At 43.6% G+C, this 15,981-nt stretch carries 14 protein-coding genes; 6 read left to right on the plus strand and 8 right to left on the minus strand.

Annotated features, from left to right (window positions below; genetic code table 11):
- Positions 1–65: 65 nt before the first annotated feature.
- Together P5704_024465 and P5704_024470 are read left to right on the plus strand one after the other, a co-directional pair.
- The gene (locus tag P5704_024465; protein WOF81954.1) at positions 66–1,007 is read left to right on the plus strand and encodes a hypothetical protein; all 942 of its coding nucleotides are present in this window, start codon (positions 66–68) and stop codon (positions 1,005–1,007) included.
- A 106-nt stretch (positions 1,008–1,113) separates the two neighbouring features.
- Positions 1,114–1,641: a hypothetical protein gene (locus P5704_024470; protein WOF81955.1), complete on the plus strand. Its 528-nt coding sequence runs from the start codon at positions 1,114–1,116 to the stop codon at positions 1,639–1,641.
- Positions 1,642–1,907: 266 nt separating this feature from the next.
- On the opposite strand, the gene P5704_024475 is transcribed toward P5704_024470, so the two are convergent.
- The 5 genes from P5704_024475 to tnpA form a co-directional block, all read right to left on the minus strand.
- Positions 1,908–3,806: a hypothetical protein gene (locus P5704_024475; protein ID WOF81956.1), complete on the minus strand. Its 1,899-nt coding sequence runs from the start codon at positions 3,804–3,806 to the stop codon at positions 1,908–1,910.
- Positions 3,807–4,090: 284 nt separating this feature from the next.
- The gene (locus P5704_024480) at positions 4,091–4,456 is read right to left on the minus strand and encodes a hypothetical protein (GenBank protein WOF81957.1); all 366 of its coding nucleotides are present in this window, start codon (positions 4,454–4,456) and stop codon (positions 4,091–4,093) included.
- 102 nt (positions 4,457–4,558) lie between these two features.
- Positions 4,559–5,110, minus strand: a complete 552-nt coding sequence (locus P5704_024485) for a hypothetical protein (GenBank protein ID WOF81958.1) — start codon at positions 5,108–5,110, stop codon at positions 4,559–4,561.
- Between the two features lie 1,289 nt (positions 5,111–6,399).
- Positions 6,400–7,494, minus strand: coding sequence for a transposase (locus P5704_024490; protein WOF81959.1), 1,095 nt, complete (start codon positions 7,492–7,494; stop codon positions 6,400–6,402).
- Positions 7,491–7,898 carry an IS200/IS605 family transposase gene (tnpA, locus tag P5704_024495; GenBank protein ID WOF81960.1) on the minus strand — a complete coding sequence of 136 codons (408 nt, stop codon included), beginning with the start codon at positions 7,896–7,898 and terminating at the stop codon, positions 7,491–7,493. The genes P5704_024490 and tnpA overlap by 4 nt, the downstream gene beginning before the upstream one ends.
- A 377-nt stretch (positions 7,899–8,275) precedes the next feature.
- Between tnpA and P5704_024500 the strand changes: the two genes are divergently transcribed.
- Positions 8,276–9,673: a HipA domain-containing protein gene (locus tag P5704_024500; GenBank protein ID WOF81961.1), complete on the plus strand. Its 1,398-nt coding sequence runs from the start codon at positions 8,276–8,278 to the stop codon at positions 9,671–9,673.
- 346 nt (positions 9,674–10,019) lie between these two features.
- Positions 10,020–11,327: a hypothetical protein gene (locus P5704_024505; protein WOF81962.1), complete on the plus strand. Its 1,308-nt coding sequence runs from the start codon at positions 10,020–10,022 to the stop codon at positions 11,325–11,327.
- A 163-nt stretch (positions 11,328–11,490) separates the two neighbouring features.
- Here the strand turns inward: P5704_024505 and P5704_024510 are convergent, their stop codons facing one another.
- Both P5704_024510 and P5704_024515 read right to left on the minus strand, forming a co-directional pair.
- Positions 11,491–12,171, minus strand: a complete 681-nt coding sequence (locus P5704_024510; GenBank protein ID WOF81963.1) for a DUF5710 domain-containing protein — start codon at positions 12,169–12,171, stop codon at positions 11,491–11,493.
- Between the two features lie 155 nt (positions 12,172–12,326).
- Positions 12,327–13,109: a GNAT family N-acetyltransferase gene (locus P5704_024515; protein ID WOF81964.1), complete on the minus strand. Its 783-nt coding sequence runs from the start codon at positions 13,107–13,109 to the stop codon at positions 12,327–12,329.
- 237 nt (positions 13,110–13,346) lie between these two features.
- Here P5704_024515 and P5704_024520 point away from each other — a divergent pair, with 237 nt between their 5' ends.
- Positions 13,347–14,600, plus strand: a complete 1,254-nt coding sequence (locus P5704_024520; GenBank protein ID WOF81965.1) for a transposase — start codon at positions 13,347–13,349, stop codon at positions 14,598–14,600.
- 140 nt (positions 14,601–14,740) lie between these two features.
- Complete coding sequence (locus P5704_024525) at positions 14,741–15,034, plus strand: hypothetical protein (GenBank protein WOF81966.1); 294 nt, start codon at positions 14,741–14,743, stop codon at positions 15,032–15,034.
- 208 nt (positions 15,035–15,242) lie between these two features.
- On the opposite strand, the gene P5704_024530 is transcribed toward P5704_024525, so the two are convergent.
- Entirely contained in the window at positions 15,243–15,890 is a 648-nt protein-coding gene (locus P5704_024530) for a hypothetical protein (protein WOF81967.1), read from the minus strand.
- Positions 15,891–15,981: the final 91 nt, after the last annotated feature.

Below are 15,981 nucleotides of genomic sequence, written 5' to 3' on the forward strand. Positions count from 1 at the left end.
GTAGAGATATTAATTTATTCAATGTTATTTGCGATTCGAAATAATCGGGTGGAGCCAATTTTACCATGTTCAAAGATCAAGCTGAATTTTTGGAGATCGTCAGGATAAAACCAGAAGCGGCATTTAGAGATATAAATGCTGACTGGCTTCACCCTGATACGCTTGTTAAGTCAATTGAACTGGATCCCATGAATATTAAGTATATCCAGAACCTTGGACTTGAACATGATTTTCTCAGCGAGTTACAGCTGATGGCTGTGTCGCTTAATAATGACGCGCTAATGCTTATTCCTAAAAATGAGCACACTGAAAAATTGGCTGCGAAAATACAGCTTGATTCAAAAGGTTTGGAGCTTATTGGAAACCACTTAAACAAAAAATTAATCACCCAGGAAATGTTTGAGTCAATTTTTGCTAATTCAAAATACAGCATGTTCGAGGATTATCCAAAACACTTGTTGACCAGTGAAAACATTTCACGTGTCGTCAGCAAACACCCAATGGCCTATGTCTGGATTCCGGATGAATATATTGATGAGAATGTTGCACAGGCCATTTTTATTCGCAGCCCTGGTATTTACCCCTCATTGCCAGAAGAATTCAAGACCATTGAGTTTTTAAAAAAATACGCTAGGGATCCGTCTCATATATCAAATATACCTTTATCTCAGGCTGCACATATCGTTGAATTATGGATGAACGACAAGGATTCAGTGGCTCTGGAGTTTGAGGCAGAGCTATCTAATGATCCGAAGGTTACAATAAGAGCTATAGCAAAGTGCGATGAAGGGTATCGGGAACAGAGCTGGCATTGGAAAAATGGCGCTAAATACATCTTAAACTGCCACCTGAAAAGATTCGATCCCACAGCGGCATGGAAAGCAGCAACAACAGTGAACGACAGAAGGATAGTCGAGGAATGCTTTGGTCGTGATCGGCTGGTTAGAGAGGCGAAGCTTGATGGAGCCACGAAGAAGCGTTGGTTGAATGATAGTCTGGAGCTGTAGGTTCTATTCGACCTAGAAGCAGCAGCCACTAACGCTGGGAAGCCAGCCTTAGAATGTGGCTCTAAAAACTGTTATAAACTCTATACAAAATAGTGGATCTGTAGATATGTTTGACATGATAAAAAGCTATATAAAAAGTTACCAAAGTGGCGTTAGCATGCCTGAAAAAATTGACTTGGCCAGCCTCGTAATTCGTAAAGAAAGCGCAACATGGTACAAATCTGCCCAGGCGACCTCTCTCGTTAATGTTGAAGAAGTACGTTCGTTTTTCGATGAGATACAGAAGGCAGATCCTGTTGCTTTCTTTGCATTGTTTTCCGAACACATTTCAGAATACACAAGGAGATGGGGGGCACCATGCTTTACCTATCGTTCTGAAAGAAACTGGAAAGGCTGGGTTGTTGAGCTAAGCAAGGACGAAAGTCTTATTTTGCTTACCTCTAAGGGAGGTGGATCAGCATTCGAAATATCAGGGCCTGGCACGGGACAGTGGGCGCCAAAACTATCCAATGACGCTTTGGAGGTGCTTCTGCGAATCATGGTTACTATAAACGATGAAATAGCTGGGCCAATTAAAAAGAGGATTGAGGAGAAAAGGTCAAATAAAAGAGAAGATGATGGGCCTAGCCCTTGAGACGCAGATCGGCATAAGCAATGGGGAGTGCTCGTATTTGGGTGAATCAGATCAGCCAGATCGCATGGCTCAAGGCATCAGGGTACAGAGGTGCCTTAGGAATCATGCGTAATAAGACCGGGAAAGCCGTATGTGCAATATCCGATGATAGAGGATATCGGATATTGCATAGATAGTTAGGAAGCCCCTCCTGCTCCGTATACAGGTATCCATGATACTAGTTAGAGAATCTAAAAACACCCAATAAATCCAAGGGCCAGTGGAAACTAAATATCTAAACTATTATTTAAATCAAAGAGTCTATTTAAAAGTGGAAGTCTATCAACTATCGAGGAATTTAGATCAGTTCTTACTGCGGTTTTACTTAGGTATTCTAATATTTCTTTAGTAGGCGTAAAGACTATCTCATAAGAAACATTGGGCAGGACAAAGATCTTTTTATTGTAGTAAAAGCTGCGAACATTCCCCTCTGCTAGTTTCTCGCATACGGCAAGATTAATTTTTGATGTGAACTCCTTGTCTTTTGAAATTCCAGAAATATCTACATAATTAAGTAAATTCTTATGTATCATTTCTCGGCAAAATTTATAATGAATATCTGAAAATCTCCCAGACTCGTATATCTTTGCAAGAATGTCTGGCAATCTATGTAGACAAAGCTTATTTTCGAATTTCAAAATTACAGACAAATCGTATTCGCATAGAAAATCGTAACTATATATATCGCCTCCTCCAGCTAATGTTAGATGAATACCAAAATCAAATTTATTATGATTAGCGAACCAAAGGGGCTTTATTTCAGCGACCTTGTCCATAAACATGTTTATTTTACCAGCTTCTACATAAGAATAATAATAAACAGAGTCATTTTCCACATTTTCCAGGTAGTCGATTATTTCCATTAAGTCATGTTTGCTGAACGAAATTGAATAGTGCTCGTTTATATATTTTCCATAACGGAGCGACTCGTGGAAGCATTCAAATTCTATAGAGTCTCCAGTTTCATTGAACGCCCAACTACCTGGGTTGCTTGTCCAAATTTGGAAAATGAAAGGTGCCAGATAATTGTATTTTGATATATTTTTACTGTATGTTCTTTCACTACTTATGAAAAATCTATCACCTGTATGATTAAAATCACCAATTTTTGCATTTCCTCTAGCTCCAACCTTTGTATTTAGTTTATTTACAACTAATCTTGCATTATCACTTGACCTCTTTGAGCCTCCATAGACCTGGCTGAATTTTATCAAGTTCTTTTGAAATTGGCTTTGCGAATACGCCTGGAAGTCAATAAGTTCAATAAGCGGGAATACCTTTATACCGCCGCTACTTCTTTCGACTAACGATTGAGAATTCAACTCAAAGAGTAGCCTAATTTCGTTCTCTTTATACCATTTTGTAAGCATATTTTCGCGCCAAGAATTAGGCCCTTCTGATATTTTATAGAAAAGTCTTTCCTTTAGCTTCGAATATGGGCTTAAACTTGAACTGTATTGTGTTTGACCAACTCCTGAAAGATATTTAATTCTCCTGGCAGTAATTCCTTTTTCAGCTAGTCTATTTTCATTGAGATCAAGCTTTAAAACAACGCCATACTGATCATACTCTTCGTCCTGGCTTATTGCCTTCTCTTTGCAATATCCTTCCCTTATAAAATGTCTTTCAGATGATTTGTTTATAGTGCCGCTCAGCACCAAATAAAGGCTTGATGAATAGGCTCTGACGAAATCTCTTCTCTTGTCTCCAATCAGTTGCTCAAGTGTTATGCCCCTGACTAAGCAATTCCATATAGATACCAACCTGTCATAACTAACAAATTCGTTTGACTTCATTTTCCTAACAAAAGATTCATTCTCTAATTTGAGCTTAGCTACGGTTTTACTATTCAGTGGAACTCCAGTTTTTTTACATAACTCAATTAGGCTATCCCCATCCATTCTGATTGCATATAGCGCAGGGAAAGTTGAAAAACCTTTCAGGTCATTGTTTTTTACAATATCATTAATTTGGCATGATAAGATCTCAATTATTTCAGTGTCATTTTTTTCGTCTGGAAAAAGCTCATATTCATCGTTAAGATCTATTGCCTCTGTTGTGCGTAGTGATAGGTTATCGCAAACCATGTTTGCGACCCTGAGATTTAAATATTTATAGAATTTCATCTTACACCCTCTGCATACGTACGTCGTCACATTCTCAATATGGCTCATGTGTGCGACCTTTAAGTCAATAATATCATATGATAATATATATTATCCATACAAATATCATTGCTAGAAGGCTACTAAAATACAACTTATTACTTGGTTTAGTGGAATTTCAGGCAATACTTTTTCTTGCCACGTGGCCGATAGCTGCCTCATGCCTCACTACCCGCAACACACTTCAGAGGTGAACGTAAAACATGATTTAGTCGGCGAGCGTCATAAGGTGGCATAGATTATAGTTATTTCATGATTTTTGAAATTTTATCCAATACGCTTTGAGGTATGTTATCCACATCAAATTCACATGATGAAATATACGCAAGTATGGCTTCATAGCGACTTTCTAGTGGGAAGTGTGAATTCATACTTCTGTTTGCCCACTTGGGAAAATAACCACATGCTAATATTTTAGAAGCAACATTATAAAGCACTCTCTCCCTATCGCTTTCGAAATCGTAGCCATAGAAAAGCTTAACGCCGCTCATGTGAGCGTTTTCAACTATATAAAGAAAAGACATTAAAGTGTAGACTCTTTCAACCAAATCAACATCTACAATTTTTCGCCTAATCTGCCTTACGATTCTTTCTGCTTCTGATTTTTTCATTTAGCAACCTTAATTATTATGAGAACCAGCTGTTTATAGTTAATTACGCTTTACTCGACTCAATGATTCAACCTGCACTTCAGAGTACACAATACCTATTAATCAAATCAGATCCCTCTGAGCCACGATAAAGAAAATATTCTTGTCATTGCAGTAAAACCCAGTGTGCAAATCATCAATGCTAAAGAACCCGCCCCCATCAACAATTGCATAAGCGTCCTCATGAGGCTGCACAACCTTGTTTTTGGCATAAAACTTCGTATTCAAGTGATTCGATAGACGAATAATCCTTTCCCTCGCCTGGGCATGGCACTGCGCTTTTGATTCAACTGACCCGATGAGCATGGAAACCTCGAAGTGATTGGTCACCTCCCCCCTTTTGCTGTAAACGGTCGTTTCAGGTAGCCCCATACTTCGTAAAACCTCACCATTGAAGGCTGTCTTCAGGGATACCTTGTCTTCTTTCAGCATGTAGCCGTACTTCTTGTCTCCCTGCGTAAGGAAAGCAGTGCTGCCGACCGGCAAGTTAGGCTTGATGTTTTTGAATTGACTGAAATCCGCATTTCTCGCATAGGGCGACTCGATTTTGGCGATTTCCTTTCTCATCAGGATTTCTGGCGCATTGAACATCGTTGGCGCGATAAAGGCGATCACGACACCACACGCAAGACCCAATATCGTGTTCCATCGAACAAATGGTTTTTCTGCGGAGCTTCTTCGGCCTTCATCGGTTATCCTCAAATCTATCGAAATTCACTTTCATTTACGAACAAGCAGTAGCTCCAAAATCATGACCAGGCGCTACCCACCACTCAGACCCTCATCCAAGCGCAGCCAGCCAGGCGAAGCTCTCTTTGTTTACAAACCATTCCGTCTTGCTGCATGAGCCACTGCTTATGCTCTTCATGCGTATCGCTGCCTTGCTCCCGCTGAGATCCTGGCCCGCATCAATCACTCGATGCCACCGCTATGTGGATCAACAAACATCACCACGACCAAGCCCCCTGCCCTACCTCACGTTCGGCGGCCATATGGGAGAGGTGGAATAGCTAGGTATCGATCCTCATTGCCTCATCTATTCGTCAATAATATCATATAGAAAAGAAAAGTTTGCGGGTCAGATGCTTGCCTGATGAATATTTTTTGGAAAACCAGATTATCGAGGTATCAGGAGTGGTGATAAGGTGTAGATAAAGAGAATGTTCGTCGTAATGATTTCACATGTCCAAGTCTAAGCGTCGTGGATCATCTTAGAAACGCGCATTTACCTCAGTAGTGCGTCGCTCAATTTGGCTACAAAAGCTTCAAAGAAGCTAGCCTGCCAGTTGGCAAATATTTCATTAGGGATTTATGCTGTCGATTGATAATTTGGTTTCAGGCTCATCTTTTCTGTATTTGGCTATGCTTGATGCACTCACGTCTAATTTGCTATTTTCGAAGGCATGAGCTATTTGATTCAAAGAAAATTGAGATTGGTTGTCTCTTGGAAATATTTTTTGCTTTCTCGTGCATAGCCTGATGCCGGTTTCAATTTCTACTATTACAGATGATATATTTTCTACGTTAATAGTCGAGTTAGGTTTCAGAGCCAACCTGTAGTCAGGGTATTTTACGTCAGGAGGCATCTTGTACTCGCAAAGAACGCAAAATATCTCCTCTGCCTGTTCTAGCCTGCTTTTGTCGCTATACAAATCAATAACGTTATCGAAGAATCTTTTCGCCCCCTCTGGCGATCATTGGCGTGAGCAAGAGCACTTATGTTCTCAAGTAGAGCTAATTTTTCTCTCTTTTCGAGCGTATTAAGTCCATAATGTCCAAGGAGCTCATGTCTAAGAGTTCCTGCAAGGTCTTTCGTGGAATCGATGTTGGAGGAGATAACGGCAACAACTCCGCTTGAGGGGCTGTAGGCGCCTTTGAACTTTCCGAGCCTTTCTGCGTTTTGTTCACCATAGATTTCCTTGGCAGTCTGTCTTAATAACCCGGAGCCCGGTTTTTACGGACTTTCCAAAACTCTTCTGGAAGGCTCGATATGACAATTTCTCGATCTGCCAGGTATTGGCCTGACTGAGCAGCTCGTTCACAAGCTGACCATGTTCATTCTTGCGGCGCGCCTGTAGCTTTCGCTCACTATTAGCGATCTGGATTCTTAAGCGCTGTAGGCGCTTGGAGCTTTGGACTTTCTGTCCTCTGATCCAGCGACCTTTATCATTGAAGGCATGGGGGTTTGTGACCCTCAGCGAACGATCAGCCTTGCGCTGCAAGCGCCGTAGCTCTTTGGTGCATGGCTCGACACCAGGGCAAAACCGGTGGAGGAAGGCCCCTGAATCACTGAAGCTGGCTACGGTTGAGGGGCCGATATCGAGGCCTCCTAGAGCATTCACTGATTGGCAGGTGGCTGGAGCAATGCCTTCCAGGGTTAACTGAGCGAAAAATCGCTGCTTGCCCTTGATGTTACGCCAAAGCACCCGAGCGAATTTAACTCTTTTATGGAGCGCTTCATCGAGGTATGGATCTTTCCCCGCCCTGGGTAATAAAACAGGCATCAAAAGGCCTGCCCAATACAGGCAGGCGGTTTCTGGCTGATAGCGTATGGCAGACGCCGCGCTTTTACCTTCTATCGAATGCAGGGGCCGCTTGCGGCCCTTGAAGCGGGGCAGGCCCCGCTTCTTGAAGCTGTATTGCTCCAGGGATGAAAACACCCGTTTAGCCAGGGTCTGTGGCTCATGGGCGCCCAGATGATCCTTCCATAGCCTGTTTTTAAGCGCAGTGCCGAACGCTGAAAGCTCATATTCCGAGAAGGCGTATTTCTCCCGAAGCGCCTTGTAGCCCGCCCTCTTATCCTGGGCTTTCGGGCACCCCTGCAATGCTTTCCATTCGGAATCTCGTCGCATAGCGTTGAGCCTGCGTAAGCCTTCTGACAGCAAGGCGTTATAGAGCCGCCTGGCTGCCTCAAACCGTTTTCGCATCACTGCGACATCGCGACCCTTGGTCACGAGCGGCAGGGTGATGACAAAGCTTGCGGTTGAGGCTTTCTTCATACGCTTTTCTGCTGCTCGATGTACTGCTTGATCACTTCCAGCGGCGCACCACCGACAGTGGAAACGAAATAGCTATTCGTCCAAAGTGAGGGCAACCGGGATTTTATAAACCGAAATTCGGAGCGCAGAATACGGGATGACCGTCCCTTGATCTGCTTCACCAGACGATGAATGCCAAATTGAGGGTCGACCTCAACCAGCAGATGGACGTGATCAGGCATCACTTCAAGCTCAATCACTTCACATTCAAGCTCTACACAGACAATATGTATAATCTCTTTTAGCCGAGCATCAGCGCCATCAATCAAAACAGGTCGACGGTACTTGGGGCACCATACAACGTGGTACTTGCATGAGTACACCACATTATTGTTGTGCTTATAGCGTAGCTTGTATTCGGACATGGCCGCATTATACAATGAAGAGCAGAATAATGCAAGCCGCTAGACCCCATGGATGAATCCAGGGGCTTGCGCGGCTTTATTGGTCAAGGCCGCTGAAAAGCCGTTGATGTGATCTGAACATTACGGAAGGCCCAAGCTGTCACAGGTGAAGCTGGATATACATGATGAAGACAGGCTGTTTTCATTCAAAAGCTGTATAGGACGACTGAGGAGCGTTTGGCTCATCTGAATGCTTTTTTGGTGCGGATTCCCACGCATCACACAAGCTTCATTCTATGCGCGTAGCAGAAGGTATATGATAAATGTTACACACAGAAAAAAGTCAAATGGAACAAGGGCTAAGTCGCTGCTATACTCAAAAAAAATGAGGCCATTTTATGAAAAATCAAGACACATGCTATGTTTGGGTATGGCTACCAAATGAAACAGAACCTGTAGCAGCTGGTAAGCTATCATCTATCATCAATAATGAAACAAAAGAAATATTCAACTTTGAATATCTTGATTCTTACTTACTTAGGCCTGACGCAGTCCCGCTTAACAAGTCAGAACTCCCTTTGATTCGCGGGACTATTGCTCCCTTTAATGATTTAATCATCTCCAATGCACTTCGCGACTCTTCCCCAGACTCGTGGGGGCGCAGAGTTATTTTGAACAAGTTGTTTGGTAGATATTACGATGGCAACACCGAAGAGCCAAATGAAATAACATATATGCTGATGTCCGATTCGGATAGAATTGGCGCCATAGATTTTCAAGAAAGCGGTACTATATATAAACCAAGAAATCCTTCATCAGCAAAACTAGAAGACCTTATCAAAGCAAAAGAATATATTGAGAAAGGAATACCATTGCCTGAAGCACTAGATCAGGCAATACAACATGGCACTTCTATTGGTGGAGCAAGGCCAAAGGCGCTTCTTGAAGATGGTTCAACAAAATATATTGCGAAGTTTTCTGCTACAGGCGATACACATAATGTCGTAAGATTTGAGTATGTAACAATGAGGCTCGCAGCCCTGGCAGGACTCAATGTAGCCAAGGTGAAACTAACTAAGGCTGGTCAAAAAGAGGCTCTTTTGGTGGAGCGCTTTGACCGTGAAAAAACAGATTCAGGCTGGCGCAGAAGGATTTTAACATCTGCACTTACACTCTTGGAATTAGATGAGATGCAAGCAAGATATGCATCTTATGCCGATTTGTCAGAAAAAATGAATGAAGTATTCGCAGATCCGGCCTCAGATAAAAAAGAATTATTTAAAAGGCTTGTTTTTAACATTAATTGCTCGAATTCTGATGACCACGCCAGAAATCACGCAGCGATTTTTGACGGAAATTCTTATAGGCTTTCGCCAGCTTACGACATTTGCCCTGACTCTAGAGGTTATGAGTGCAATCAGGCAATGTCGATTAGCGGCAATTGCCGTTCAAGCAAACTTCAAAACTGTATCGATGCAGCATCGTTGTTCGGTATAACAAAAAAAGAAGCCGTAGAAATAATGGAGCATCAAGTCAAATCTATTAAGGAAAATTTTAACTCAGTATGCATTGAGGCAGATCTCGGAATTGTAGAAAGACGTGTTCTTCTTGCTCGGTATCTTCATCCATATGCTTTTGACGGCATGGATGTAGAATATGATATTAGCAAATCAGCTAATAATGCACGGGAGTCAATAATGCAGGATCTAAGTAATTTTGAAGGCTTGTCTACGACCCCTAAAAGTATTGGGAATATGTTAAAAAAAGATCACAAATCTGATTATGAGCCACAATAATTAGCCGCTGTTATCACAAGGTTAATTAATGAAGCGCTAGAGCAGGGAAAATAGGCTCAAGGTTTTCAGTATTGAATAACGACAGCCTATAACTTGATACTTAAAAATCTCAATTCTTCGATCAGTATTTCAAAGTTCAGACAAAAGTTTCCCAATTCGCAAAACTTTAATTCCCGCATTGGAAATGTCGCATTGCAATAAAATGCCTCTTTGCTTTGGTTATCGCATCTCATGAAGACATAAAAATCTTTGATCCGCCAGATAGGCAAGATCTATAATGACAGTAATACATACCCGACTGCTACTGGATAGACAATCTGACGCCGGTAGAGAATAAGGATTCACCGTGAAGCAAATAAACGCAACTGAAAAACGATACCCCCGAGAAATTTTTACCAGAAAACTAGTGAAGCTTTGTCAGCATTTGGATCAAATCTCAATTGAGCGCGTTAGCTGGAAAAGCAGATACAGCGATGAGACAACAACAAACATAATAAAAATCCAAAATCTTTGGGTTGTTGGCTCATATGCAAGGGGTGCTTTGGAGTGTGGCGACCTAGACCTAGTCATAAATTTCACTAGCGAAGATATTGTCAGGCCTGGCCTACACGATGTGGTTAAGTGCTTCTTTGGTCGAGTTCAGAACACCAGCTTCTTTGAGGGCACTCCAGAGCAAAATAGCTCTTATGTACCTTTCCCGGATGCAGTAGATATTTGGTCAGGCCCTGGTTGTGATTGGGAAAAGGCCATTGAATCGATCACTCCAAATCCAGATGCAGGAAGGGCATCACGTCCATCAGATTTGATTCCACTTCGCCTGAGTCAACTGAATACCACTTTTGAGCGTGTTGATGAGATTATTAGCATGTTGGATGCCGGAACGATTGAGAGTGAATTCGTTCCATTTACAGCAGATCTCCTTGAACCACTAACTGATGAGGATAAGAAGGCGCTTATTTCAGAAAACTGGCAACGAGTCGGCCTTGCTACTGAGAAAATATTGCCTGCTATTGTCAGGGTTCTTGAAGAAAAAGACCCTTACTTCGATTTTTCCACTCTGGATAGATCTATTTTCAGGATCGGCGGAACCAATGTTCACGTTGGTAATCCGATCATACCAAAACTAACGGTTCTTGATGATATTTCCGTTAGACAACTGGCCATCGTTCCGCATTTATGTGCGAAAGGCCCTAACGGTGTTTGGTTTATAAGGAGAGGGCCAAACCATCCATTGTTAAAATCATTTAAAAACAAGAGAGCTTATGTCTTAACACGGGATAACGAAGCCAACTACATTGAGGAATCGTTCTTGGGGAGCTATCAGAGATCATGGGTTTTGGACACCTATACCAGCAGAAAATCAGCTAAAGAAGGTCTGGAGGCATGGACAGATGGGCTCAGTAGCGATGACGCTGCTGCCTACTCAATCGCACAGCTATCAGGAAAATCTCTTCATGATGCCGTCAGCGGATGTGATATTGTTGAAGTTGATTCCATGGCTTTCCCACTTAATCATAACGCGGCTATTAACATGGGAGAAAAGAAATGCGAGCCAATTGATCTTCTCAAATCTTTTTTAGAAATGAAAAGCCCTCGGACTACCAAAGTTAACCGACAGACTCGCGTTGAAGATCCTGAGATTTTCTGCCTTTGATGCAAAAATTAATGTTATAAGCAATTGCTCGCTTTGCATTAAAGGTCATACATTCCGATCAATTCTAATAGAGACAATACGCATCTTACGATGAGCTATAGAGCAATTGGCAAGTCTTATAGTCGACAAGCTCAATAGCTTGTCGAAAATGGTTTAAATCAGATCACTTTCCTTTGAGGAGGACTCTAACACCAGAATCCGTCAATATCCCTAAATCCAATTTCCACGATCCCCGATTACGCTGCTCCCAAAGCTTGAACGCTGCCTCGATCTCCTGATCCACCTCTGCCCTACTCAGGCCACTGACCTTTATCTTGTGAGCAATGGCCTCCTCGGCTTTCCCCTGGATGTTGGCATAGCCCATATGGGTGTACAGATGGCAGGATTTGCAGAGGCTGACGATGCGCATCAGTTTCTGGACGCGGGTTGCGTTGTCATAATGCCAGAGCTCATGCGCGTCCAGGTAATTACCGCTCTCTGGATCCTCAGCGGCGCCACATATCTCGCATTGGCCCCCTGCCCTCGCCCGTACCAGCTTACTGAGTACACGCCAGTGGGATTCTTTGATGTCGGAGCGCACGTTCTTGAAAAAGCACGAAGCCGGGATTAAATCCACGAACAACCCATTACCGCCGAAACTCCTGTCCTCCCCCTTGAGCTCCTCAAGCCCCATCACCAGGCGAAGATCATCCACCTCATCGTCTGCCATCGGCTTGAACTGCGCGGACATCGCAGAGGACACCGCATCATTGGGAGCGTACCAGAGTTTGAGATCAAAATTGAATTTGGCGCCGAGCTTTTTGGCTAGGTCTTTGTCGTTGAAGCTGACGTGATAGAAGGTCATGCGGTGTTCCTAATGAAAAGGCACATGACCGTTTGAAGAAGTGAGAGATCATGCGATATATGTCAATAATAGCATATTGAAACTGCGTAATGTGAACCTCATACTGTTTTTCAGCATGAGCTTACTTGACCAATACTTACTGATCTCTGAATCCATTAGAACTCAAGTGACTGTTCTGTTTGCGTCTTTTTGGGGCGCTTAATAATACTTGCTGACGGCATGGTAGGGAGTTTCCGAAGACCCTCTTTATCCATCAGCATCCATTGATAGCCATGTGCCTTATAAGGTGAAAAACCCAGCCCTTGGTAAAAACCGTCTACCTTGCTTTGCTCTTTCTTGAACAGTTCATCATAGGCTTTTGTTTTCTTGAAGACTTCTTCCCCTGGCCGTGACAAACGCATTCCTTTAACCTGTTCATCTGCTGCATTCGGAAAACTTTGCAAAATCAGATAGTCAATATCCCTAGTGAACTTCTTGAGCATGGCCATTAGGCCTTTACCAATGCCCTTACCTCTCATTTCTTTATCCACCAATACATCTTCAACGAATCCAATTTTGGCCATGTAGTGAGTAGCCCATATCACTTCTTCAAATTCATCGACATCATGATTTTCGTAAACTTCACCAAATTGCTCATGGATGAAAGATAGAAACTCAGGCCTGAATCCTTTAGTCACATCCTCTCCAGTAAGGGTAAGGGGAGTTCCGTGATATAGGGTGCTATACAGTCTATCCAGGACGCATGACTCATCGAAGATATCTAACATCCCTTCCTCCATCAAACCCATCATGTCGAAGATGTATCCATCCAGACGGCCAACTACCTTATCGCCATCATGAGCTAGAACCTCGATTGCGCGGACATAATCTCCTGATTCATCATAGTCACACATGTACTTATTTTTCTTGCTGCTCACGCTATATTTGATATCAGACATTGCTTTACTCATGTATTTTTGATTGGAATTGTCTATATTGTAACACTCAGCAATAGCCAGATTTCCATAGAAAGGCTGATTCAATCTATCAATTGCGCGGAGTACTCCATCCAGAGCGCGTAGCGTTTGGGTGGAGGTGAAAGCGCCAGCGCGGTAACGCGCTCGGGCTCTTGATTCTTCTCATTTACAAGTCCCGCTTAGATCACTATACTGTACAGGCATACAGGGAAAAAGTCCATGCAGTTAACCGAGCGCATCCTGATCAAGCGCAATGATCCGAATTTCAAATCGGTTGCTCACTTGTGTCGTTCGGCGAAAACCCTTTTCAATTGTGGAAATTATCTGATTCGGCAGGCTTTTCTTGCCGGTGATCGGTTTGGCTGGATGCAGGCTGATCTCGCGCTGAAGCAAGGCTCGCATGCCCATCCTGCTTACCAGGCCATTCCAAATGCGATGAGCCAGGCTGTTTTGCGCAGGCTTGGCCAGGACTGGAAAGGCTACTTTGCAGCCCTAAACGAATGGAAGAAGAACCCCGCCCGTTTCAAGGCCAAGCCCCGCATGCCTGGCTACGCCAGGCAAGCCAAAACGGCCTCGATGCCGTTTCAGCACTTAAGCTGTAGAGATGGCCAGATCCATTTCCCAAGCAAGACTGGGATTGCGCCTGTAAAGGTTCGCTGCTGTGTCGACCAGGCACTCAAAGCAAAAGGCGCTGACCAGATCATTCAAGAGATCCGCTTCGTGCCCCATGGCAGCTGCTATTGGCTTGAAGTGGTATATGAGAATACTGCTATACAACAAGGAAAAGGCTCAATTCTCCTTGATCGAAACAAACACCTTTCCATCGACTTGGGTATCGACAACCTTGCCACACTGATCTCCGACCAGCCGGGTTTTCGCCCTGTTCTGGTCAATGGCAAGGCCATCAAGTCAGTCAATCACCTGTACAACAAGGACGCGGCGGTGTTACGCAGCAAGGGACATGGGCAAATACTCAAGCACAAGGCGGTGAGCCGCTTCTGCTGGATGAACGACCACCTGCACCGAGTCAGCCATTTCGTGATCGACCAATGCTTACAGTACGATATCGGTCGCATTGTGGTCGGCCTGAATCCTGACTGGAAACAGGGCGTTGGCATCGGTAAGGTCAATAATCAGAAGTTCGTCAGCATCCCGCATGCACGACTGGTCGAGCAGATTCGATACAAGGCTAAAGCCTATGGAATCGAGGTAGTTGTCCGGGAGGAAAGCTACACATCCAAGGCATCATCCCTGGATCTGGATAGACTACCGGTTCATGGACAGCCAGGCGTTCGCAACTTTACAGGCAGGCGATTGAAACGAGGGCTGTATCAGAGCAGCACGGGTTTATTGCTGAACGCTGATGTAAACGGTGCTTTGAATATTTTGCGAAAAGAAATCGGTGATAGCTTTATTAAGTCGGTAGCCGATGAGGGTCTTGTCTTCAGGCCCAGACGAGTCACATTAGGATGACTCGCTTAGAAGTAGAAAACCTTGCGACTGTTTATCGCTCTGGATTTTCTACAAGCCCCCACTATAGCGCGAAGCGTTTAGTGGCGGGTAGTTGACGATGGCTTCATGGTATACACCTAGATAATGAAATGGGTACATCGATGAAAAAGTATCAGCTTGAATTTACCTTTAAGGATGATCATGTCCGGAGACATGGTTGCGCCAGGGTCAGCCACTCCAACAAAAAAGAAGCTGAACAAATGCTTCAGAAGGCCATGGCAATGACCGTCAAGGGAGGTTCTGTTAGTCAGTTTCTTGAAATTGGCGAGAATCAGCCAGATGAACATTTCCCCCGACAGAATGTGAGCATTGAGATTGGAATTGGGGCTGGTGACACCTGTTCAAGCCAATTAGCAAAACACCTTTTACTGGATGATGATTTAGCGCCTCATTGAAATAATCGCTATGAACAAGGAATTCCACCAGCGTGTTTTCCTTACTGAAACAAAGGGCCTTTGGCATTGACAACGAATTGGCCCATTAAGATGATAAAATAATGGGCTATTTCAATCGTTAGCGAAATGTGTTTAGTTATCCCATCTAAAACAGATTAACTAATAATTACATGATGCCATCCATGGCAAAAAATAATCAGGTGCGCTATTACATCCGCGTGCCTTTGGCCTGCTTGATATACCTTTTTGCTTCTGCCTTGGAAATACCCATACTCTTGCACAGTAGATCAATCATCCGAGCCTCATCGGCTTGCCGTTCTTGCTCGTTCGGCCTTAGGGCAGTTTCCATAAATTCAATCAGTGGTCTTACCAGTTTAGTGCCAGGCGTGCCATCTTCTTTTGATCGATTTAAGCCCATCGACAACATCGTTGTCATGGCACCAAATGGGGTATAGCCAACGGCGATCATGTCATCGTAGGCTTTGTCGGCAATAGACATTGCTTTAAGCTTTTTTGCATTATCAGCCAGGTCAAGCGCTTGCTCTTCAACGCAATTGGTCAGTGGCGAATAATCCATAACGATGGTAGACGCTTGATTGAAGATGGAAAGTGCCGTCATCAAACCAGGTTTTGAAAGCGCCCTTTGATCCATGTCTTCCTGAGTCGCCTCTGGGTAATTACCACGGATGAGCGCTACGTTGCCAGGGCTTAGGTTTGGCGGATATGCCCCATTCAGAAGCTTGATAATCACCAAGGAAAGGGCCATTGACGCGTTGTCTTCATTGTTTCTAGAGAGATCTTGGATGCGGTTTGATATCTCGTCGGCCATTTTTTGTACTTCAGGGATTGCTGGCATCTTACTCTCCTTTAGGAAATTACTTTAGCTTCATGAAGATGGAACTTGTTATCAAAAAAGTCATACTGCAAAACGAGCGAAATTACAGGCA

Origin of the sequence: Pseudomonas sp. FeN3W, assembly GCA_030263805.2 — a bacterium.
Taxonomy (GTDB): domain Bacteria; phylum Pseudomonadota; class Gammaproteobacteria; order Pseudomonadales; family Pseudomonadaceae; genus Stutzerimonas; species Stutzerimonas stutzeri_G.

Bases quoted from the DNA above. Each gene is read 5' to 3' on its own strand.
- P5704_024475 (WOF81956.1), bottom strand. From the start codon at position 3,806: ATGAAATTCTATAAATATTTAAATCTCAGGGTCGCAAACATGGTTTGC.
- P5704_024480 (WOF81957.1), bottom strand. From the start codon at position 4,456: ATGAAAAAATCAGAAGCAGAAAGAATCGTAAGGCAGATTAGGCGAAAA.
- P5704_024470 (WOF81955.1), top strand. From the start codon at position 1,114: ATGTTTGACATGATAAAAAGCTATATAAAAAGTTACCAAAGTGGCGTT.
- P5704_024510 (WOF81963.1), bottom strand. From the start codon at position 12,171: ATGACCTTCTATCACGTCAGCTTCAACGACAAAGACCTAGCCAAAAAG.
- P5704_024515 (WOF81964.1), bottom strand. From the start codon at position 13,109: ATGTCTGATATCAAATATAGCGTGAGCAGCAAGAAAAATAAGTACATG.
- P5704_024465 (WOF81954.1), top strand. From the start codon at position 66: ATGTTCAAAGATCAAGCTGAATTTTTGGAGATCGTCAGGATAAAACCA.
- P5704_024500 (WOF81961.1), top strand. From the start codon at position 8,276: ATGAAAAATCAAGACACATGCTATGTTTGGGTATGGCTACCAAATGAA.
- tnpA (WOF81960.1), bottom strand. From the start codon at position 7,898: ATGTCCGAATACAAGCTACGCTATAAGCACAACAATAATGTGGTGTAC.
- P5704_024490 (WOF81959.1), bottom strand. From the start codon at position 7,494: ATGAAGAAAGCCTCAACCGCAAGCTTTGTCATCACCCTGCCGCTCGTG.
- P5704_024530 (WOF81967.1), bottom strand. From the start codon at position 15,890: ATGCCAGCAATCCCTGAAGTACAAAAAATGGCCGACGAGATATCAAAC.
- P5704_024525 (WOF81966.1), top strand. From the start codon at position 14,741: ATGAAAAAGTATCAGCTTGAATTTACCTTTAAGGATGATCATGTCCGG.
- P5704_024520 (WOF81965.1), top strand. From the start codon at position 13,347: ATGCAGTTAACCGAGCGCATCCTGATCAAGCGCAATGATCCGAATTTC.